This is a genomic window from Streptomyces rugosispiralis (assembly GCF_024505145.1).
Lineage (GTDB): Bacteria > Actinomycetota > Actinomycetes > Streptomycetales > Streptomycetaceae > Streptomyces > Streptomyces rugosispiralis.
This window is the reverse complement of record NZ_JANIAA010000002.1, coordinates 487,551-504,559: the sequence shown is the minus strand read 5'-3', so window position 1 is coordinate 504,559 and position 17,009 is coordinate 487,551. Positions and strand designations below refer to the sequence as shown.

Here is a 17,009-nt window from a genome sequence, read left to right as displayed (position 1 = left end):
ACACCTGCGTGAGCCACGCGCCCCGGCCGTCGGCATCGCGTACCGACGGCCGGGGCGCGGGGGTGGTCACCGGTGGATCAGTCCGCCGTTGACGCTGATGGTCTGGCCGGTGATGTAGGCGCTGTCGTCGGAGAGCAGGAAGGCGGCGAGCCCGACCATGTCGTCGGGCTCGGCGGCGCGTTGCAGTGCCTGCGCGTCGGTCATCGCCCGCTTCTGCTCCGGGCTCACCGTGGTGCGGGCGATCTCGGTGTAAACGGGGCCGGGTGAAAGGGTGTTCACCCGGATCCCGAACTGGCCCAGCTCATGCGCCATGGAGTACGTCATGCCCTGCACACCGCCTTTGCTCGCCACGTAGTGCAGGTAGCCGGAACGGCCCATGAGCACCGCGTCCGAGCCGACGTTGATCACGCTCGCCGACTCCGACCTGCGCAGCAATGGCAGCAGCGCGGAGGTCACCAGCCACGGCCCCTTGAGGTTGACCGTGATCACCTGGTCCCACTCCTCAGAAGTGATCTCCCAGAACGGCTTCCTGGTGATCGTGGAGAACACCGCCGCGTTGTTGATCAGCCCGTCGAGCCGGCCGTGCTCCTCGCCCACGAAGGCGGCCAGCTCTGCGCCGCTGCCGGGGTCGGCGACGTCCAGCACGGCCGCCGTGGCCTTGCCCGGTCCGGTCAGGCTCGCGGCGGTGGCGTGGACCGCGTCGGCGTTGCGGTCCGCGAGCACCACCCGGCAGCCCTCCGCCACCAGTCGGCGGGCATATCCGGCGCCGATGCCCTGGGCGGCGCCGGTCACCACGACGACCTTCCCCTCCAGTGAATGAGTGCCGGTCCGCGTGGTCATCGCAGGCTCCATTGCCGGTAGCAGGGTTCGTCAGCGGGCACGATCTCGGTGTGCAGCAGCACCAGGCAGTTCGGACAGAACACCTGGCGCAGCACGATCGGGCGGTCGGTGAACCGGGCGGGGTCGGCGTGCATCCCGGGCCCGGCCTCGCTCGGGGGCCGTTGGGTGCGCACCGCCTTGTCGAGCGGGGCGGCGGTCGAGGTGCCGACCTGTGCGCCACAGTGCCGGCAGTCGACGCACCCTCCCGGGCCGACCGTAAGGTTGAGGTCGAGATCCATGGGCGGTCTCCTTCAGGTCAGTCGGGCGCGTTCCTGGCGCAGGTGGTGGCGGAGCCGCTCGGTCTCCTCGGCATCGGCGTCCGAGCCGGCCTGGTCGGCCAGCCGCACCCCGTAGACCCGCTCGGCGGCCTGGGGAGACACCTTGCCGAGCGCCACATCGCGGGCGACCGCCTCGGGTTCGCGCAGCAGCGGGTCGCCGAGCCCGCCACCGCCCTGCCAGTGGGTGAAGTAGACGTCGTCGGCGCCGAGGTCGGTCTCCAGGTGCGGCGGCACGGTGTCGGTGTGTCCGCCCAGGTCCTCGATCCGGCTGGGGATGACGCCCTCGGCGAGCCGACGGCGCACCGAGGAGTCACGGATCAGCACGTCCCACTGGGTCGCCGCCGGATACCCGCCGGCCAACCCGGACGCCTGGGGCAGCGCCTTGCCGTTCGCCGACACCACAAGGTGTACTCCCTGCGCCGGTGAGTCGTACGGAATGAAGCAACTGGAGCCGCCGACCCCGCCCCGGTAGCGGCCCGGACCGCCGGAGTCCACCTCCTCGCGCCGCCACAGGTACAGCATCGGGAAGCTGAACTCATTGATCTCCACATCGGCGGTGCGGCCCATCGGAATGCAGTTCACCCCGCCGGTGTCGACCCCGTCGCCGTCCACCTTGGCGCCGAGCCCGCCTGCCATCGCGTCACAGAGCATGGTGGCGAAACCACCACCGCGCTGGTCCACGCCGGCCAGCAGGGTCAGGTCCCAGGTGCCGCTGCACACGCTCGTCGCCGAGCGGCTCAGCTCCGGATGGGTGGCGAGCATCTCCGCGACTGTCTCGGACACCGCGTTCTGGGTAGCCCACGCGGAGTTCACCGAGGCCTTGCCGATCCCGGCCGGAAAGGTGCAGTTGTTGATCGTGCCGGGCTCGCTGGTGATGTCGACGCAGCGGTAGATCCCGCCCGGCGCCCAGGGGATGTCCGGACAGAGCATGGTCAGCAGGATCGGCAGGATGCCGCCGCGCAGCCCGGCCAATGTGCAGTTGATGATGCCCTCGACCTGCGGGTCGGTTCCGGTGAAGTCGAAGTGCAGCCGGTCGGAGCGCTTGGTCATCCGCACCACGATCTTGTGCACCTGGCGGTCGTCGGCGCGGCCGCCGTCCTGGTGGGCGACCGCGGACCACTCGCCCTCGGGCAGCATGCGCAGCTTGGCGCGCAGCCTGGTCTCGGCGTCGTCCATCATCCGTTTCATCACGGCCTTGACGGTGTCCGGGCCGTACTTGTCGATCAGCGTGGTGAGCCGTTCGTGGGCGACGTTGTTCGCCCCGATCTTGGCCCGCAGGTCGAGCCCGACCAGCTTGGGTACCCGCGACCGGCGCAGGTACATGTCCTCGGTATCGGCGCGCAACCGGCCCCGCTCGACGATCGTCACCGGCGGAATGGGCACCGATTCCCAGAACACATCCCGTCCGTCCACCGACCAACTGCCCGGTGAAACCCCGCCCAGGTCGACCTGGTGGGCCACCGCGCCGGTCCAGCAGAACAACTGGCCCTGGTAGAACAGCGGGGCCAGCACGGTGACGTCGTTTTGATGCAGGCCGCCGCCGATCCACGGATCGTTGAGCAGGAACTGGTCGCCGGGATGGATGCCGGGGCTGACCGAACGGTTTCGGAGTGTCCAGCGGCCCGCCATGTCCAGCGACGAGCCGAGCTGCATGTTGTAGAGACCGACCTGGACGGTCTCGCCGAGCTCGTCCATGATCGCGGCACCGAAGTCGTTACAGTCGGTCACCACCACCGATCCCGACATCCGCTTGATCGCTTCGCCCATGTCGTCGGTGACCGCCACCAGGCGATGCCGGATCACTTCATAGGTCAGTGCGTCGACGCCCGCGATGGCCTGGGCGTCCACCCGGTGCAGCGCAAGGTCGCCGAAGGACTCGTCCGGGTCAAGCGGCGCCTCGGACTGGCCGAATCGTTCGGAGCCGGCGATGGGGATGACGGGCATCAGACACTCTCCTTCTCGGACGCGCCCGATGTCGCCGAGCCGGCGCGGGCAAGGCCGGACGACCCGGCCGGGGCGAAGGTCAGGACCAGGTTCCCGAGCCGGTCCACCACGCCGTGGGTTCCCGGGGGCAGTGCCACCGTCGTGGTCGGTGCCTCCACGATCGCCGGGCCACTGATCTGGTGCCCGGCGCCGAGCGCCTGGTAGTCGTAGATCGCGGTCGGCTGGACCCCGACGGTGATGTCCAGCAGCACATTCCGGGTGCCGGAGGGAATCGGCGTGCCGTCGCCGGGGAGGTGATCGGGCAGTTCGGGACGGACCGCCAGCGTGCCGGTGGCGCGGACCCGGCAGGTGATCAGTTGCAGCCCGGCGTCGGGAAACCCGGTGCCTTCGCCGTAGAGCTCGTCGTAGCGCCGCTGGAACTCCGCTCCCACACCCGCGACCGCTGCGGCGTCGAGGCTGCCGTTCGGCACCAGGGTGGACACCTCCGCCAGCTGCATGGTGTAACGCAGGTCCGCCTCCCGCTCGTAGTGCACGGTCTGGAAGGTGAGTCCCTGCTCGGCGAGCCGGGTTGCCAGCTCGGTTTCCAGGGACTCGAACGCCTCGGTCAGCCGCGCCGGGTCGACCGGCATCTCGGCCGGTTGGGACCGTTCGGCGGTGAGTACGATGTCGGAAGTGGCCAGCCCATAGGCGGAGAACACCGCGGCCGTGGCGCCGATCGGCACAATGACCTGGCGCGCCCCCAGGTCACGGGCGTAGCTGGCGCAGTGCATCGGACCGGCTCCGCCGAACGCGTACAGCGAGAAGTCCCGGGGATCCTGCCCGGAGTTGACCACGACCTTGCGCACCAGGTCGGCGGTCTGCGCGTTCTGGATCTCGTACACGGCGGCTGCGGCCTCGTCCACGGACAGTCCCAGCGGTTTGGCCAGGCGCTCGGCGATGGTCTTGCGGGCCAGCGTCACGTCCAGCTTCTTGCGGCCGCCCAGGAAGTTGTCCGGGTTGATGATGCCGAGCACCAGATCGGCGTCGGTGACGGTGGGTTCGACGCCACCCTCGCCATAGCAGGCCGGACCAGGGCGGGCACCGGCACTGCGCGGGCCGACCCGCAGGTTACCGCCCGGGTCCACCCAGGCGATGGCGCCGCCGCCGGCGCCGATGGTGTGCACATCGACCATCGGCGTGCTGATCGTGTACTGATTGAGCACCGTGTTGCTGGTGCGCGCCGGCGCCCCGTCGACGACCAGGCCGACGAGGAAGGTGGTGCCGCCCATGTCGGTGGAGATGACGTTGCCGCTGTGCAGTGCCTCGGCCATACGCGTGCAACCGATCACGCCGCCGCTGAGCACCGATCCGATGGTGGTGACCGCGTGCGCCGGCGCGTTGTCGGCGCTTACACACCCGCCGGAGCCCTGCATGACCAGCAGCGACCCGGTCAGTCCGCGCTCGCGCAAGGTGGCCTGCAGCGGCCGCAGATAGGCGTCCAGCCGGGGGCCCACCTGGGTGTTCATGATCGTGGTCACGCTGCGCGAATACTCCCGGATGCGGGGGCTGACCTCGCTGGACAGCGCGACGTAGAGCCCCGGCGCCTCGGCGTGGATGAGCTCGCGGATCCGTCGCTCATGAGCGGCGTTGCGGAACGACCACAGTAGCGACACCGCGATGGCCTCGGCCCCGTCGGCGAGCAGGTCCCGGACGGCCTGCCGTACCCCGTCCTCGTCGAGCGGGACCACGACCGCGCCCTTGTAGTCGATCCGTTCGTTGATCTCCTTGATCAGGTGGCGGGGCACCAGCGCGGACGGTTTGGCGGTGCGGGCCATGTGCTGGATCGCATCGCTGCCCAGCCCGGCGTAGCGGCCCTCCAGGTTCATGATGCTGATCGAGTCGGCATGGCCCCGGGTGGTCAGGAAACCGACCCGTGCCACATCACCGGTGACCAGCGAGTTCAGCGTCGAGGTGGTGCCGTGCACGATGTAGTCGGTCTCGCCGAGCAGCCGGCCGGCCGGAATGTCGAGCTCACGGGCCAGCTCGTCGATGGCGTTGAGAAACCCGTCGGCGAAGTCCGGCGGGGTGGACGGCGTTTTGGCGGCGGCCAGCCGACCGTGCTGGTCAGCGACGAATGCGTCGGTGAAGGTGCCGCCTATATCAATTCCAATAACGTATGCCACGGCAACCTCCGTTGGTCAAAGTGGCGGTGATTGTCTGCGGGACTCGGATCAACGCCGGAACATCACGTTGATCGCTTTGAGGTCGGTGTAGCCCACCAGTTCTTCGAGGCTTTCCTCACGGCCGATGCCGGAGCCCTTGACGCCTCCGAACGGAACGTTCGGGAAGTGCAGTGAGGAACCGTTGATCCAGGTGTGACCGGCTTCGAACTCCCGGACGACACGATGCCCCCGGTCCAGGTCACGGGTCCACACACTCGCGGTCAGCCCGTACTCGACGCCGTTGGCGATCTCGATCGCCTCGTCCTCGGTGTCGAACGGGATGACCGCGAGCACCGGGCCGAAGACCTCCTCGCGCGCGATGCGCGCGTCCGGGGTGACGTCCGTGAGGACAGTCGGGGCCACATACAGTCCGCGCTCGAACTCCGGCCCGCTCGGACGGCCGCCGCCGGTGACGACCTTGGCGCCCTCGCTCACCGCGATCTCGATATAGCGCAGCGACTTCTCGTACTGTGCCCGGTTGATCACCGTGCCCTGCTCGGACCATTCGGCCAGCGGGTTGCCGATCCGGCGCGCCTCAATGAGTTCCACGACGCGTGCGACGACCTCGTCGTGCACCTCGCGCTGCACCAGCAGCCGGGAATTGGAGCCGCAGGACTGCCCGGAGGAGCCGAAGTTCATGCCGAAGACCGCTCCCTCGGCGGCGGCCTCCAGGTCGGCGTCGGCGAAGACGACCATGGCGTTCTTACCACCGAGCTCCAGCGTCACGTCCTTGATCCCGCTCTCGGCTGCCGCCTGCTGAATCGCCCGCCCGGTCGGCCCGGAGCCGATGAACCCGATGCGCCGCACCCGGGGATGGCGCACCAGTGTGTCGGGCACCACCGGGCCATTGCCCACCACCACCGACAGCACGCCCGGAGGGAAGACTTCGGCGGCCAGCTCCGCCAGCCGCAGTGCCGACAGCGGCGCCGTCTCCGGTGGCTTGAGGATCGTGGGATTACCGGCGATCAGCGGCGCGCCGACCTTGCAGGCGAACATCAGCGGGTGGTTGAACGGCACGATCCGCGCCACCACGCCCACCGGCTCCCGCACGGTGACGTGCAGCGCGTTGCTGGCCGGTATCGAGTCGCCTTTGAGCTCCAGCGCAAGCCCGGCGAACAGCCGCAGCTGGGCGACCGCCACCGCCACGTCCATCCGGGAGGCAGCGATCGGCGCGCCGGCGTCGATGGTGTCCAGCAGCGCCAGTTCCTCGCCATGCTGCTCGACCAGGTCGGCCAGCCGGCGCACCAGCGCCGCCCGCTCCACGGCGGTGGTGTCCCGCCACCGCGAGCGGGCCGTGTACGCCGCCGAGACGGCGTCGTCCACGTCGGCCGCGTCGGCATCCGGCACTTCGGCAATCACCGTCTCGGTCACCGGGCTGACCCGCTGGAAGGTCCGCCCGTTCCGGGCGGTGCGCCGCTCGCCGGCGATCAGCAACCGCCAGTCACGATCAAGCATGCGCGCCACGGAGGGCGGCAACACCTCAGACTTGGTCATACCTGCTCCCCCGCGCCTTCACACCTGACCGCGATCACACCGGCAAAGCGCTCCTGGCCAGCACGAGTCATGCCATCGTGCAAACCGCCCCACCCTCCCGACAACAAGAAGGGACAAGACGCTCGGTAACCGGCCCGGCAGCCACGGGTTGACACAAAAGGTGTCATGGCCTCTCCCGTCAGTAGGCTTGATCGGAGATATCCCACAAGGCTTCCTGTGACCCGTGCCACTGCCCATGAAATTCCGTCGTGCAGAAGACCCGGCCCCCAGACCGGCCGACCCATCCCACCAGCCCGGAACAGCGGCATCCCGCCGAACTCCATGGCGACAGGGCAGCCGCGGGCGAGGTGGCCGGCGGGCTCCTGGCCGAGCCCGCGGCCCCCGCCCACATCGCCTCCTCACTACGGCACCTGGCCAGCGCCTCCGACGAGCCGGCGCTCCCACCGGCCCCATGGCCGCGCGGTGCGACGCACCCGCGGACGCCTTCGCCGAGGCCTACTGGGCCTGCCGCCCCGCCCTACGACGCCGCGCGGCAGTCCGCGCCCGAGTACTGGACAGCCGTGCTGCGGCGGCTGTCGCGCCCCGTCGACGTCGGCACGGTCGAGGAGCCGCGGCTCGCCGACATCGACAGCCGACTGCCGATCCCATGAGGTGGGCGTGCCACACGAGGCCGTGCCCGAACAGGGCACGGCCCCGCAGCGCGTTGTGCAATGTGCCGCTAACGCCCCGTTTAACGCCCCGCTGTTGCGTCGAGGCTCCTGCCAGTCGTCAGTCCGATCACTGATTCGAGAAGGCGGCGTCGAAGGATGCCGCGGGCCGCGGCCACAGGAGGGAGCGTACGAAGGTGACCGCCTCCGCGGCGCCGTGCAGCCGGTCCATGCCGGCGTCCTCCCACTCGATGGAGATGGGACCGCTGTAGCCGATGGCTTCCAGGGCCCGGAAGGAGTCCTCCCAGGGGACGTCGCCGTGTCCGGTGGAGACGAAGTCCCAGCCTCGGCGCGGGTCTCCCCACGCCTGGTGGGAACCGAGGATGCCGGCCCGGCCGTTGCGCGGACGCAGGCGGGTGTCCTTGCAGTCGACGTGGTAGATGCGGTCCTTGAAGTCGGTGATGAAGCCGACCGGATCGATGTTCTGCCACATCATATGACTGGGGTCCCAGTTGAACCCGAAGGCCGCCCTGTGGTTCACGGCTTCCAGCGTGCGCACGCTGGTCCAGTAGTCGTAGGCGATCTCCCCGGGGTGCACTTCGTGCGCGAACCGCACCCCCTCGGCGTCGAACACATCCAGGATGGGGTTCCACCGGTGGGCGAAGTCCTCGTATCCGGCGTCGATGACGGAGGCCGGAACGGGCGGGAACATCGCGACATAGGGCCAGATGGACGAACCGGTGAACCCCACAACGGTGTCGACACCGAGCTTGCGGGCCACCCGGGCCGCCCGTTTCATGTCCTCCGCAGCGCGCTGACGTACACCTTCCGCGTCGCCGTCCCCCCATACGTAGGGCCTGACGATTGCCTGGTGGCGGAAGTCGATGGGCGCGTCACAGACGGCCTGGCCCGCCAGGTGGTTGGAGATCGCGTAGACCTTCAGGCCGTGGCGTTCGAGGATCTCCAGACGGGAGGCGGCATAGGCGTCGTCCTCATCGGCGCGCCGGAGGTCGAGGTGGTCTCCGGAGGCGGCGATCTCCAGGCCGTCATAGCCCCACTGCGCGGCGAGCCGGGCCACTTCCTCGAACGGGAGGTCGGCCCACTGGCCGGTGAACAGGGTGACGGGGTGTGTGGCTGCGCTCATGGTTCAGTCCTTACTCGCGTGGCTTCCGGAATCCTGCGCCGGGGTGGTACCGATCCATGCACCGTCTTTCGCCGAGGTGAGCACCGCTTCGGTGAGCTGCACGGCGCGCAGTCCGTCCGCGAACGTGGGCATGCCTTCGGGCTGTTCACCGCGAATGGCGCTGTAGACATCGGTGGCGAACGCCGAGAAGGCGTCCTGATAGCCGAGGGCGTGTCCGGCGGGAAGCACCGACAGGCGTGCGGAGTCGGGGGCGGCGCTGCCGGGGTCGCGCAGCAGCATCTGAGAGCCGTCGCGGCGGCCGACCCACAGTTCCTCGGGACGCTCCTGCTCGAACCGCACGCTCTCCCGCGTACCGTGGAGTTCCAGGGTGAGGCTGTTCTTACGTCCGGGTGCCAACTGGCTGATCAGCAGAGTGCCGAGCGCACCACTGCTCAGCTCGACGACGAGAGCGGCGATGTCCTCGTTCTTCACCGGCTTGCCGCCGCGACGGGCGAACACGGTCCGGGTGCGTGCGGCAAGGCGATGGATACGATCGCCGGTGACGAACTCGATGAGATCGCACAGATGGGACCCGATGTCGGCGAACGCGCGGGAAGCGCCTCCGGTCCCGGAGTCCGCACGCCAGTTGTCGTCGCTGTCCTCGAGCAACCAGTCCTGGAGGTAGGAAGCGTCCAGGGTGAGTACGGTACCGAGCTGCCCGCGGGCAACCATGGCTCGCGCCTGGCGGGCCATGGGGTGGTATCGGTACACGAACGGGACCGCGCCCACCCGGCCTGCCTGATCTGCGGCCTCGACCAGGCGCCGTGCGTCCGCGACCGTGGTCGCCAGGGGCTTTTCGCAGATGACGTGCGCGCCGCCCGCCAGTGCGGCCAGCGCGTGTTCCGCGTGGTACCGGTTGGGGCTGCACACGTGGACGACGTCGAGGTCGGAGCAGGCCGCCAGGGCGTGTGCGTCCGGTTCGGCGCGCTCGACTTCGAAATCGTGCGCGGCCTGCTTGCCCCGCTCGGGGGCGGAGCTTGCCAGCGCGACGAGCTGTGCGCGGGCGGCCCGGCTGGCCCGGGTGTGCACGGCGGCCATGAAGCCGCCTCCGATGAATCCGGCGCGAAGGGGCCTGGTCACAGAGTTGCTCCGTAGGGGTCTCGGTCCTCGGGCACGAGAGGTGTCTCGTCGGTGCTGCTGTCGACGTTGACCGTCTCGCCGGAGGCGACCGACTCGTCGATGGAGATGAGGGTGTCCAGCACGTGGTAACCCAGCTCGCCGGTGGCGATGTGGGGCCGCCCGCCGCGGATGGCCCGCGCCATGTCGAGGACGCCGAGCCCCCGGCCGGCCGCTATGCCGACCGGCTCCACGATTTCCCATTCCGGCTCGCGGCGGTGGTCGGCGAACGGACGGCTGCGCGTGATCTTGACATCGCCGGCGAACATATTGGGGTCGGGCACCACGAGCGTGCCCTCGGTTCCGGTGATCTCGACGATGCCGGTGCGGGTGAGAGGCGAGTCGAAGCTGAACACGCTCTGGCTCACGGCCCCGCTGTGGAACCGCGCGAGCGCCGCGACGTGGGTGGGGACGCTGACGGGGAACTCGCTACCGGACCGGTCGCCCGTCTTGATGGTGCGGGTCGCCCGTCCGGTCGAGCCCACGGCCGAGACGCGGGCGACCGGGCCGAAGAGGTTGACCAGGGCGGTGATGTAGTAGGGCCCCATGTCGTACACCGGTCCGGCTCCCTGGGCAAACAGGAACTCCGGGTCGGGGTGGAAGATGTCGGGCCCGGCGTACTGCATGACGGTCTGCGCGGACAGCGGTACGCCGATGTCGCCGCGGGCGATCGCGCGGCGGGCGGTCTGCACGCCCGGGCCGAGCACCGTGTCCGGAGCGACCCCGACCCGCACCCCGGCATCGGCGGCCCGGTCCAGGAGGGTTCGGGCGCTGAGCCGATCGATGGCGATCGGCTTCTCGGACCACACGTGCTTGCCCTCGGCCACCGCCGCCGCGCTGATCTCCGCGTGGACGGCGGGAATGGTCAGGTTCAGCACGATCTCGACGTCCGGATGGGCGAGCACATCCGCGGTGGATCCTGATCCCGCTATCCCGTACTTCCGCGCCTGCTCCGCGGCCCGGCCGGTGTCGAGGTCGCCGAGGATGACGACGTTGATGTCGGGGAACGTGGTGAGGTTGTCGAGGTATTGGTTGCTGATCATGCCGGCGCCGATGAAGCCGATGCCGACCGGTCCCGTGGCGCCTATCAACGGATGCCCTTCTGGTTCAGGTAACTGACGGCCGCGCCGATGCCCTCGAAGATGTCCCCGTCGTAGTGGTCGAACTCGATGATGGCGAACTTCGCGTCGGGAGCCGCGGCGAGCGCCGCGTCCAGTGGCACCTCGCCCTGACCCGGCGCGACCTGACCCGTCCGAGCCGGGTCGAACGGAACACCGGACGAGAACGGGTCGTCGATGATGGGGCCGTCCTTGACGTGCAGGGCCTGCACGCGCGGGCCGAGGCGCCGCAGAAGGGCCACGACGTCCCCGCCACCTGCCGCGGCCCAGTAGATGTCGATCTCGAGGCAGACATCAGGGTTCAGCCGGCTGACGAAGAGGTCGAAGGCGTTCGTTCCGTTGATGGTGTGGACGAATTCCTGCGAGTGGTTGTGGTACCCCACGCGAAGACCATGGTTCGCGGCGACGCCGGCCGCCTCGTTCAGGAGGGCCGCCGTCCGGGCGATCTCCTGCTCGTCACCCCACCGGGCGGCGGGGACGAAGGGGTCGATCACGAGCTCGAGGCCCAGCTGCTCGGCCGCGGCGAACGTCTCGTCCAGGCTGTGGACGGTAGCGCCGTGTTCCCGGGCGAGTTCGGGCGACAGGAAGTTGGCGTGCCCGGTACGCGCGGACAGTCCGTGGCGGCCGAGTGCCTCCGACAGTTCTTGCGCCCGGTGGACGAAGTTGAACACCTCCACGTCGCGCAGCCCCAGACCGGCCAGGCGGGCGAGCGCGCCCTCCTGGTCGTTTTCCAGCGCCTCGCGGACGGAGTAGAGCTGCACGGACAGATGCGGTGTGGACATGGGGATCCTCCCAGTGGTGAACGGCCCTCCGCCGGCCGGTATTTCACGCTCCGGACGGCGCGGCCCGACAACAATACCGACAGTAGTGTCGGTTTCTTTGTTTGGATAGCATGGCGGCGTGAACGAGGTGGCAGCGTCAAGGCGACAGCACGGCCCCGGGGCATCGCGCAACTATCCCAAGGGCGAACGCCGGCGCGCCCAGATCATCGAGGCCGCCTTCACGGCGTTCGGGACGGTCGGCTACCGCAACGCGAGCATGCTGCAACTCGCCGCCGCCTGCGGAGTGTCCCGCGCGGGCCTTCTGCATCACTTCCCGACGAAGGAATCGCTCCTGGAAGCCGTGCTGGAGCAGCGCGAGCGTCGTGACGACGAGCGCTTCTTCGGAACGGGAGAGGCGACGAGGGACGGCCTGGAGTACTTCGCGAGCATGCTCCGGCTCGTGGCCCACAACCAGGACCATCCGGGCATCGTGAGCCTGTTCGCGCTGCTGTCGAGCGAGGCGAGCGCTCCCGACCACCCGGCGCATCCGTACTTCGTCGCCCGCTACGAGCGTGCGCGGTGCGCGATGCAATCGGCCATCGACGACCTGGCACATCGCGGGCTGTTGCGTCCTCATGTGGACCCGGTGGGCCTGTCGGTGGACCTCCTCGCACTCATCGACGGTCTTCAGATCCAGTGGCTGCTCAGCCCCCATGACATCGACATGCCGGAACGCCTGCGGGCCCGGTTGCGCGACATCATCAAGGTCGAGCTGCCGTAGGTCATATGGCCTTCGATCGCGCTCGGCGCGGTGAGCGACGGGGCGGGTCGTCACTTGACGGAATCGATCACGAGGGCGGTGTCGACGGCGACGTAAGCGCCGTAGCCGGCTCCGAGAACCGCTTCGGCGACGAAGAACGCCGTCACGGTGGTGGAGTGGGCCAGGACGACGGCGGGAAATGAAGCGGGGCAGGTATGGGAGACCGCGAAAGCGACACGGGTGCGGTTTCCGGGATGTCCGGCAGTCGCTCTCGCGGCACCGAAGCGTTTCGGCTTCCGTCCTGCTGGGCTGATGGCCGCCGACAGGCCGGGGAGCGGGCGCGGTGCCCGGTCCAGCGGGGAGGTGCCCCGCCCCGGCTTTCGCGGGCCGGAGCGGGCTCGATGGCAAGTGGTCGACGCGGCCCCCAGGACCGCCTGTATCCTGCTGATCATGCCACCTGTCCCGTCCTCGCAGCCGGGCCGCGTGCCATCCGCCGGCCAGACTGGTCTCCTCACCGAGCGCATCGCGCGTCAGTTGGAGCACGACATCCGCTCGGGTGCGATCGCGGTCGGGGCCAAGCTGCCGTCCGAGCGTGAGCTGGCCGGCCAGTTCGGAGCCAGCCGGAATGTGGTGCGGGAGGCGTTGCAGCGCTTGGAGGCGCAGCAGCTGATCGAGGTCGCGCCCGGCCGCGGTTCCTTCGTGCGTGAGCAGACGTCGGGGCAGGCCCGTGGGTACGACGCGCTGTACCGGGCGGGGCGTCCCACCGTGCGGCAGCTCATCGAGGCGCGGGTGCCGCTGGAGGTGGAGACCGTCCGGCTGGCGACGTCGCGGGCGACGGACGACGACCTCGCGGCGATGCGGGCCGCATATGCCGCGATGGCGTCCTCTTCGGACGTCGTCGCCAAGGCAAGGGCCGACCTGGATTTCCACGACGCCATCGCGACGGCGAGCGGCAACCCCGTGTTGCGCATCATGCTCTCGTCCATCAGCGGGATGATGTTCGAAATGATGTTGCGGTCGAACTCCGACCCCGCCATCGGCGAGCCCGGAGTTCCGCACCATCCGGAGATCCTCGAGGCCATCGAGGCGCGCGATGCCGAGCTGGCCTGTCGGCGGATGCGGGAACACCTGACGCTTGCCCTGCGTACGTACGGCGAGGATCTCGACGTGCAGGTGGATGTCATGGCGCGGCACCACATCGAAGCCCTCCTCGCCGGTCCCGAGCGCCGCGTGCGGAGCTAGCCACCGCGGGCGGGAGGGCCGCTCAAGGGGCTGGTCAACGCCTTTGTCGCTCTGTTACGGTCCCACCGCACCCCAAACTGGTCCTACCAGTTGGACCGGCTCCCGGACGAGTGGGATGTGCGAGGTGCGTCACCACTGAAGGAACGATGACGATGACGTCAACGCCCGTACCGCTCATGAACCGGCGTTCCGTCGGCCGCATGGCGCTCGGGGCCGCGGCCGGTGGTCTCCTGAGCGCCTGCGGGACCCCCAAGGGCCCTCCGCCGGCCGACACACCCCTGCGGATCATGGCGATCAACCACGTGTGGTCGCAGGCCATCCGCCGCCGTATGCCGGAATTCGAGGACCGGATCGGCCGCCGGGCGTCGATGAGCCTCCTGACCGCCGACCAATTGACGAGCCGGACTGCCGGTCGAACTGGAGGAGGCCGCGCGCACCGACGGTCTCTCGGCGTTCGGTGCCTTCTGGCGCATCACGCTGCCACTCGCGGCTCCGGGCACCGCCACCGCATGTCTGCCGGCGTTCGTCTTCAGCTGGAACAACTTCATGTTCGCGCTGATCTTCGCCGACGACCGCACCCAGACCGTGCCGGTGACGCTGTTCAACTTCATCTCCTACGCCAGCACCGACTGGGGCGGTCTGATGGCGGCCGCCACCCTCATCACCGTTCCCGTGGTCCTGACGGCGATCCTCGGCCAGAAATACCTGGTGACCGGACTGACCTCCGGCGCATCCAAGGGCTGAGGCGCCGGAGCGCCACCGCCACCGAACCTCCCACGACAAGCAGCCGGCCCACCGGATCCAGAAAGAGACCACGCATGAAAATCGTCGACGTGAAGGTCGTCGTCACCCGTCCCGGCCGTAACTTCGTCACCCTCAAGCTGACGACCGATGACGGACTGACCGGCCTCGGCGACGCCACCCTCAACGGCCGGGAACTGGCGGTCGTCAGCTATCTGCGGGATCACATCGCCCCCTTGCTGATCGGGCTCGACCCGCACCGCATCGAGGACACCTGGCAGTACCTGTACCGCGGCGCGTACTGGCGCAGGGGACCGGTGACCATGGCGGCCATCGCCGCCGTGGACGTCGCGCTGTGGGACATCAAGGGCAAGGTGGCGGGGCTGCCGCTCTACCAGCTCCTCGGCGGGGCGAGCCGCGACCGGCTACTGGCCTACGGACACGCCAGCGGCCAGGACACCCCGGAGCTGCTGGACTCCGTCCGGGCCCGGCTGGCCGAGGGATACCGGGCCATACGGATCCAGACCGGTGTCCCCGGCCTCAAAGCCGTCTACGGAGTCCACACCAAAGGCGCCGGCTCGGCACCCGTCCCGCACCAGCAGGCCCGTCCGCGGGTCGAGGACTGGGACACCCGCTCCTACCTGAGCCACATGCCCGGGGTCTTCGAAACCGTACGCCACGAATTCGGCCCCGAACTCCCCCTCCTGCACGACGCCCACCACCGGCTGACACCGCTCCAAGCCGCCCAGCTGGGCAAGGACCTCGAGCCCTACCGCCTGTTCTGGCTGGAGGACTGCACGCCCGCGGAGAACCAGGACGCCCTGCGCCTGGTCCGGCAACACACCACAACCCCACTCGCCATCGGCGAGGTCTTCAACACCATCCACGACTACCAGACCCTGCTCACCGACCAACTGATCGACTACGTGCGCTCGGCCGTCACCCACTTCGGCGGAGTCACCCCGCTGCGGAAACTCTTCGACCTGGCCGCCGTCCACCAGATCAAGAGCGCCGTACACGGCCCGGAGGACATCTCACCAGTGGGCATGGCCGCGGCACTCCACCTCGATCTGGCGATCCACAACTTCGGTATCCAGGAGTACTCCGGACACAGCCCACTGGCAGGTGAGGTGTTCCAGCACGCCTACACCTTCACCGACGGCCACCTCCACCCCGGCGAAGCGCCGGGGATCGGAGTGGACATGGACGAGAGCCTGGCGGAGACGTACCCGTACGAGAGGGCGTACCTCCCCGTCAACCGGCTGCATGACGGCACCGTTCACGACTGGTGAAAGCGCCGCGGGGCCGGCCAGCACCAGCCGGGTCGGCGCCAGGCGTCCCCGGCGTTGTCCGAGGGCGAAGACCAGCGCGCCCGCGGCGACCGCGCCGAGGAGGCAGCCGCCGACACCCCGAGCCCGGCCGGCACCGCGCCGCCGCCCAGGGTGATGACCAGCACCGCGCCGAGCGTGGCGCCGTAGGAGAAACCCAGGACGATGGGGTCGGCCAGCGGGTTGGGCACCACGGTTTGCAGCACGGCGCCGGACACGGCCAGGCCCGCGCCGGCCAACGCCGCCAGGACGACCCGCGGGGTGCGGAAGTTCCAGACGATCTGGTCCGGCGCGGGGTCGGAGTGCGCCGCCCCCGCGCCGGTGACGTGGTGGAGGACGATCCCCCCACACGTCGCCCAGCGGGACGTTGACCGCGCCGACACTGATCCCCACGATCATCGCGGCGATCAGCGCGACGGGCAGGAGCGTGAACGCCGGCGGAGTCCTGAGCCGGGTCAGAACGCTTCGGGGTGCAGCATCTTGGCGATCTTCTCCACCGCCAGGTCGTTGCTGGGGCCCAGGTACATCGAGTCGGACAGGACGACGTACTCGTTGTGCTTGGCGGCTGACCACTGGGGGAACTCCTTGAGCAGCTTCTTGGCGCAGGCAGCCGGATTGGGGTCGTTGTAGCTGATGACGACGAGCGCGTCGACGTCGGTGGCAGCCACCTTCTCCTTGCTCAGGTCGGCGAAGAGGGCCTTGGAAGCGTTCTCGAAGGCGTTGGAGCCGCCGGCCTTGGCGAGGATGTCGTTGACAATGCCCTTGCCGAAGACCGAGCTGACGTTGAAGATCTCTCCCATATCGCGCAGCAGCGTGTAGCTGTCGGCGACGGTCATCTTGGCGGGGTCGTCGTCGCTGCCCTGCGGGGAGACGTAGCTGTTGGCTCCTACCTGCTTCAGCTGCTCACGGGTGGCGAAGCCGTTCTTCTGGTCGAAGCCGTACGTGGTGACGGACAGGACGAGATCGGGGCGCAGGCCGAGCATGGCCTCGCGGGGGATGTCGTGGGCGTCGTTGAGCTTGATGTCACCGGTGGGCAGGTCCTTGATGGCCGCGGCCCGGTCGGGGAGTCGTGGACGCCACTGCCCTCCAGCCCGGCGTGGACGTGGTTGCCCTGGACGAGTCCCGCGGCCCACGTGGCGTGCGCGAGGCGTCGCCGCCCCGGTGCGGGTCCATGTAGGTCAGGGCGCGGCCCTCACGGACCACCGCCGCGGTGTCGGACCGACGGCCGGCGTGGCAGGGGCTGCCACCGCCGGGGGTGCGGCGGGTCACCGAGCGGACCTCCAGCTCGGCGCGACCGCGGGCGGGGTCCCGCGGCCC

The 17,009-nt window shown here is 69.4% G+C and carries 13 protein-coding genes and 3 pseudogenes; 5 read left to right on the top strand and 11 right to left on the bottom strand.

The window, feature by feature from the left end; genetic code table 11:
• Nucleotides 1-66: 66 nt before the first annotated feature.
• From NP777_RS06340 to NP777_RS06320, 5 genes are read right to left on the bottom strand one after another with little or no spacing between them, the layout of a single operon-like run.
• Complete coding sequence (locus NP777_RS06340; RefSeq protein WP_256649040.1) at nt 67-840, bottom strand: SDR family NAD(P)-dependent oxidoreductase; 774 nt, start codon at nt 838-840, stop codon at nt 67-69.
• Nucleotides 837-1,118, bottom strand: a complete 282-nt coding sequence (locus tag NP777_RS06335) for a hypothetical protein (protein ID WP_256649039.1) — start codon at nt 1,116-1,118, stop codon at nt 837-839. The genes NP777_RS06340 and NP777_RS06335 overlap by 4 nt, the downstream gene beginning before the upstream one ends.
• Before the next feature lie 12 nt (nt 1,119-1,130).
• On the bottom strand, nt 1,131-3,101 hold the full coding sequence (locus NP777_RS06330; RefSeq protein ID WP_256649038.1) for a hydantoinase B/oxoprolinase family protein: 1,971 nt from the start codon (nt 3,099-3,101) through the stop codon (nt 1,131-1,133).
• Nucleotides 3,101-5,263 carry a hydantoinase/oxoprolinase family protein gene (locus NP777_RS48025; RefSeq protein ID WP_256649037.1) on the bottom strand — a complete coding sequence of 721 codons (2,163 nt, stop codon included), beginning with the start codon at nt 5,261-5,263 and terminating at the stop codon, nt 3,101-3,103. The genes NP777_RS06330 and NP777_RS48025 overlap by 1 nt, the downstream gene beginning before the upstream one ends.
• 48 nt (nt 5,264-5,311) lie before the next feature.
• A complete protein-coding gene (locus tag NP777_RS06320) occupies nt 5,312-6,796 on the bottom strand; it encodes an aldehyde dehydrogenase family protein (protein WP_256649036.1) in 1,485 nt (494 codons plus the stop codon).
• Between the two features lie 248 nt (nt 6,797-7,044).
• On the opposite strand from NP777_RS06320, the gene NP777_RS06315 reads away from it, so the two are divergent.
• Nucleotides 7,045-7,446: a hypothetical protein gene (locus tag NP777_RS06315; protein WP_256649035.1), complete on the top strand. Its 402-nt coding sequence runs from the start codon at nt 7,045-7,047 to the stop codon at nt 7,444-7,446.
• Nucleotides 7,447-7,573: 127 nt separating this feature from the next.
• Here the strand turns inward: NP777_RS06315 and NP777_RS06310 are convergent, their stop codons facing one another.
• Genes NP777_RS06310 through NP777_RS06295 form a run of 4 tightly spaced genes read right to left on the bottom strand, consistent with a single transcriptional unit; the run spans nt 7,574 to nt 11,642 of the window.
• Nucleotides 7,574-8,587, bottom strand: coding sequence for a sugar phosphate isomerase/epimerase family protein (locus NP777_RS06310; protein WP_256649034.1), 1,014 nt, complete (start codon nt 8,585-8,587; stop codon nt 7,574-7,576).
• Between the two features lie 3 nt (nt 8,588-8,590).
• Nucleotides 8,591-9,706: a Gfo/Idh/MocA family protein gene (locus tag NP777_RS48020; protein ID WP_256649033.1), complete on the bottom strand. Its 1,116-nt coding sequence runs from the start codon at nt 9,704-9,706 to the stop codon at nt 8,591-8,593.
• Nucleotides 9,703-10,833: a Gfo/Idh/MocA family protein gene (locus NP777_RS06300; RefSeq protein WP_305889384.1), complete on the bottom strand. Its 1,131-nt coding sequence runs from the start codon at nt 10,831-10,833 to the stop codon at nt 9,703-9,705. Before NP777_RS06300 ends, NP777_RS48020 begins: the two co-directional genes overlap by 4 nt.
• On the bottom strand, nt 10,830-11,642 hold the full coding sequence (locus NP777_RS06295; protein ID WP_256649031.1) for a sugar phosphate isomerase/epimerase family protein: 813 nt from the start codon (nt 11,640-11,642) through the stop codon (nt 10,830-10,832). The genes NP777_RS06300 and NP777_RS06295 overlap by 4 nt, the downstream gene beginning before the upstream one ends.
• 118 nt (nt 11,643-11,760) lie before the next feature.
• On the opposite strand from NP777_RS06295, the gene NP777_RS48015 reads away from it, so the two are divergent.
• The 4 genes and pseudogenes from NP777_RS48015 to manD all read left to right on the top strand — a co-directional run bounded on the left by NP777_RS48015 (nt 11,761) and on the right by manD (nt 15,656).
• Nucleotides 11,761-12,402 carry a TetR/AcrR family transcriptional regulator gene (locus NP777_RS48015; protein ID WP_256649030.1) on the top strand — a complete coding sequence of 214 codons (642 nt, stop codon included), beginning with the start codon at nt 11,761-11,763 and terminating at the stop codon, nt 12,400-12,402.
• Nucleotides 12,403-12,831: 429 nt separating this feature from the next.
• A complete protein-coding gene (locus tag NP777_RS06285) occupies nt 12,832-13,623 on the top strand; it encodes a FadR/GntR family transcriptional regulator (protein WP_256649099.1) in 792 nt (263 codons plus the stop codon).
• 399 nt (nt 13,624-14,022) lie between these two features.
• Nucleotides 14,023-14,367: pseudogene (locus tag NP777_RS06280) on the top strand (carbohydrate ABC transporter permease); the annotation flags it as partial.
• 74 nt (nt 14,368-14,441) lie between these two features.
• Complete coding sequence (manD, locus tag NP777_RS06275; RefSeq protein ID WP_256649029.1) at nt 14,442-15,656, top strand: D-mannonate dehydratase ManD; 1,215 nt, start codon at nt 14,442-14,444, stop codon at nt 15,654-15,656.
• Nucleotides 15,657-15,662: 6 nt separating this feature from the next.
• Here the strand turns inward: manD and NP777_RS06270 are convergent.
• Both NP777_RS06270 and NP777_RS06265 read right to left on the bottom strand, forming a co-directional pair.
• Nucleotides 15,663-16,091 (bottom strand): annotated as a pseudogene (locus NP777_RS06270) (iron chelate uptake ABC transporter family permease subunit); the annotation flags it as partial.
• 56 nt (nt 16,092-16,147) lie between these two features.
• Nucleotides 16,148-16,759 (bottom strand): annotated as a pseudogene (locus NP777_RS06265) (ABC transporter substrate-binding protein); the annotation flags it as partial.
• Nucleotides 16,760-17,009 lie beyond the last annotated feature (250 nt).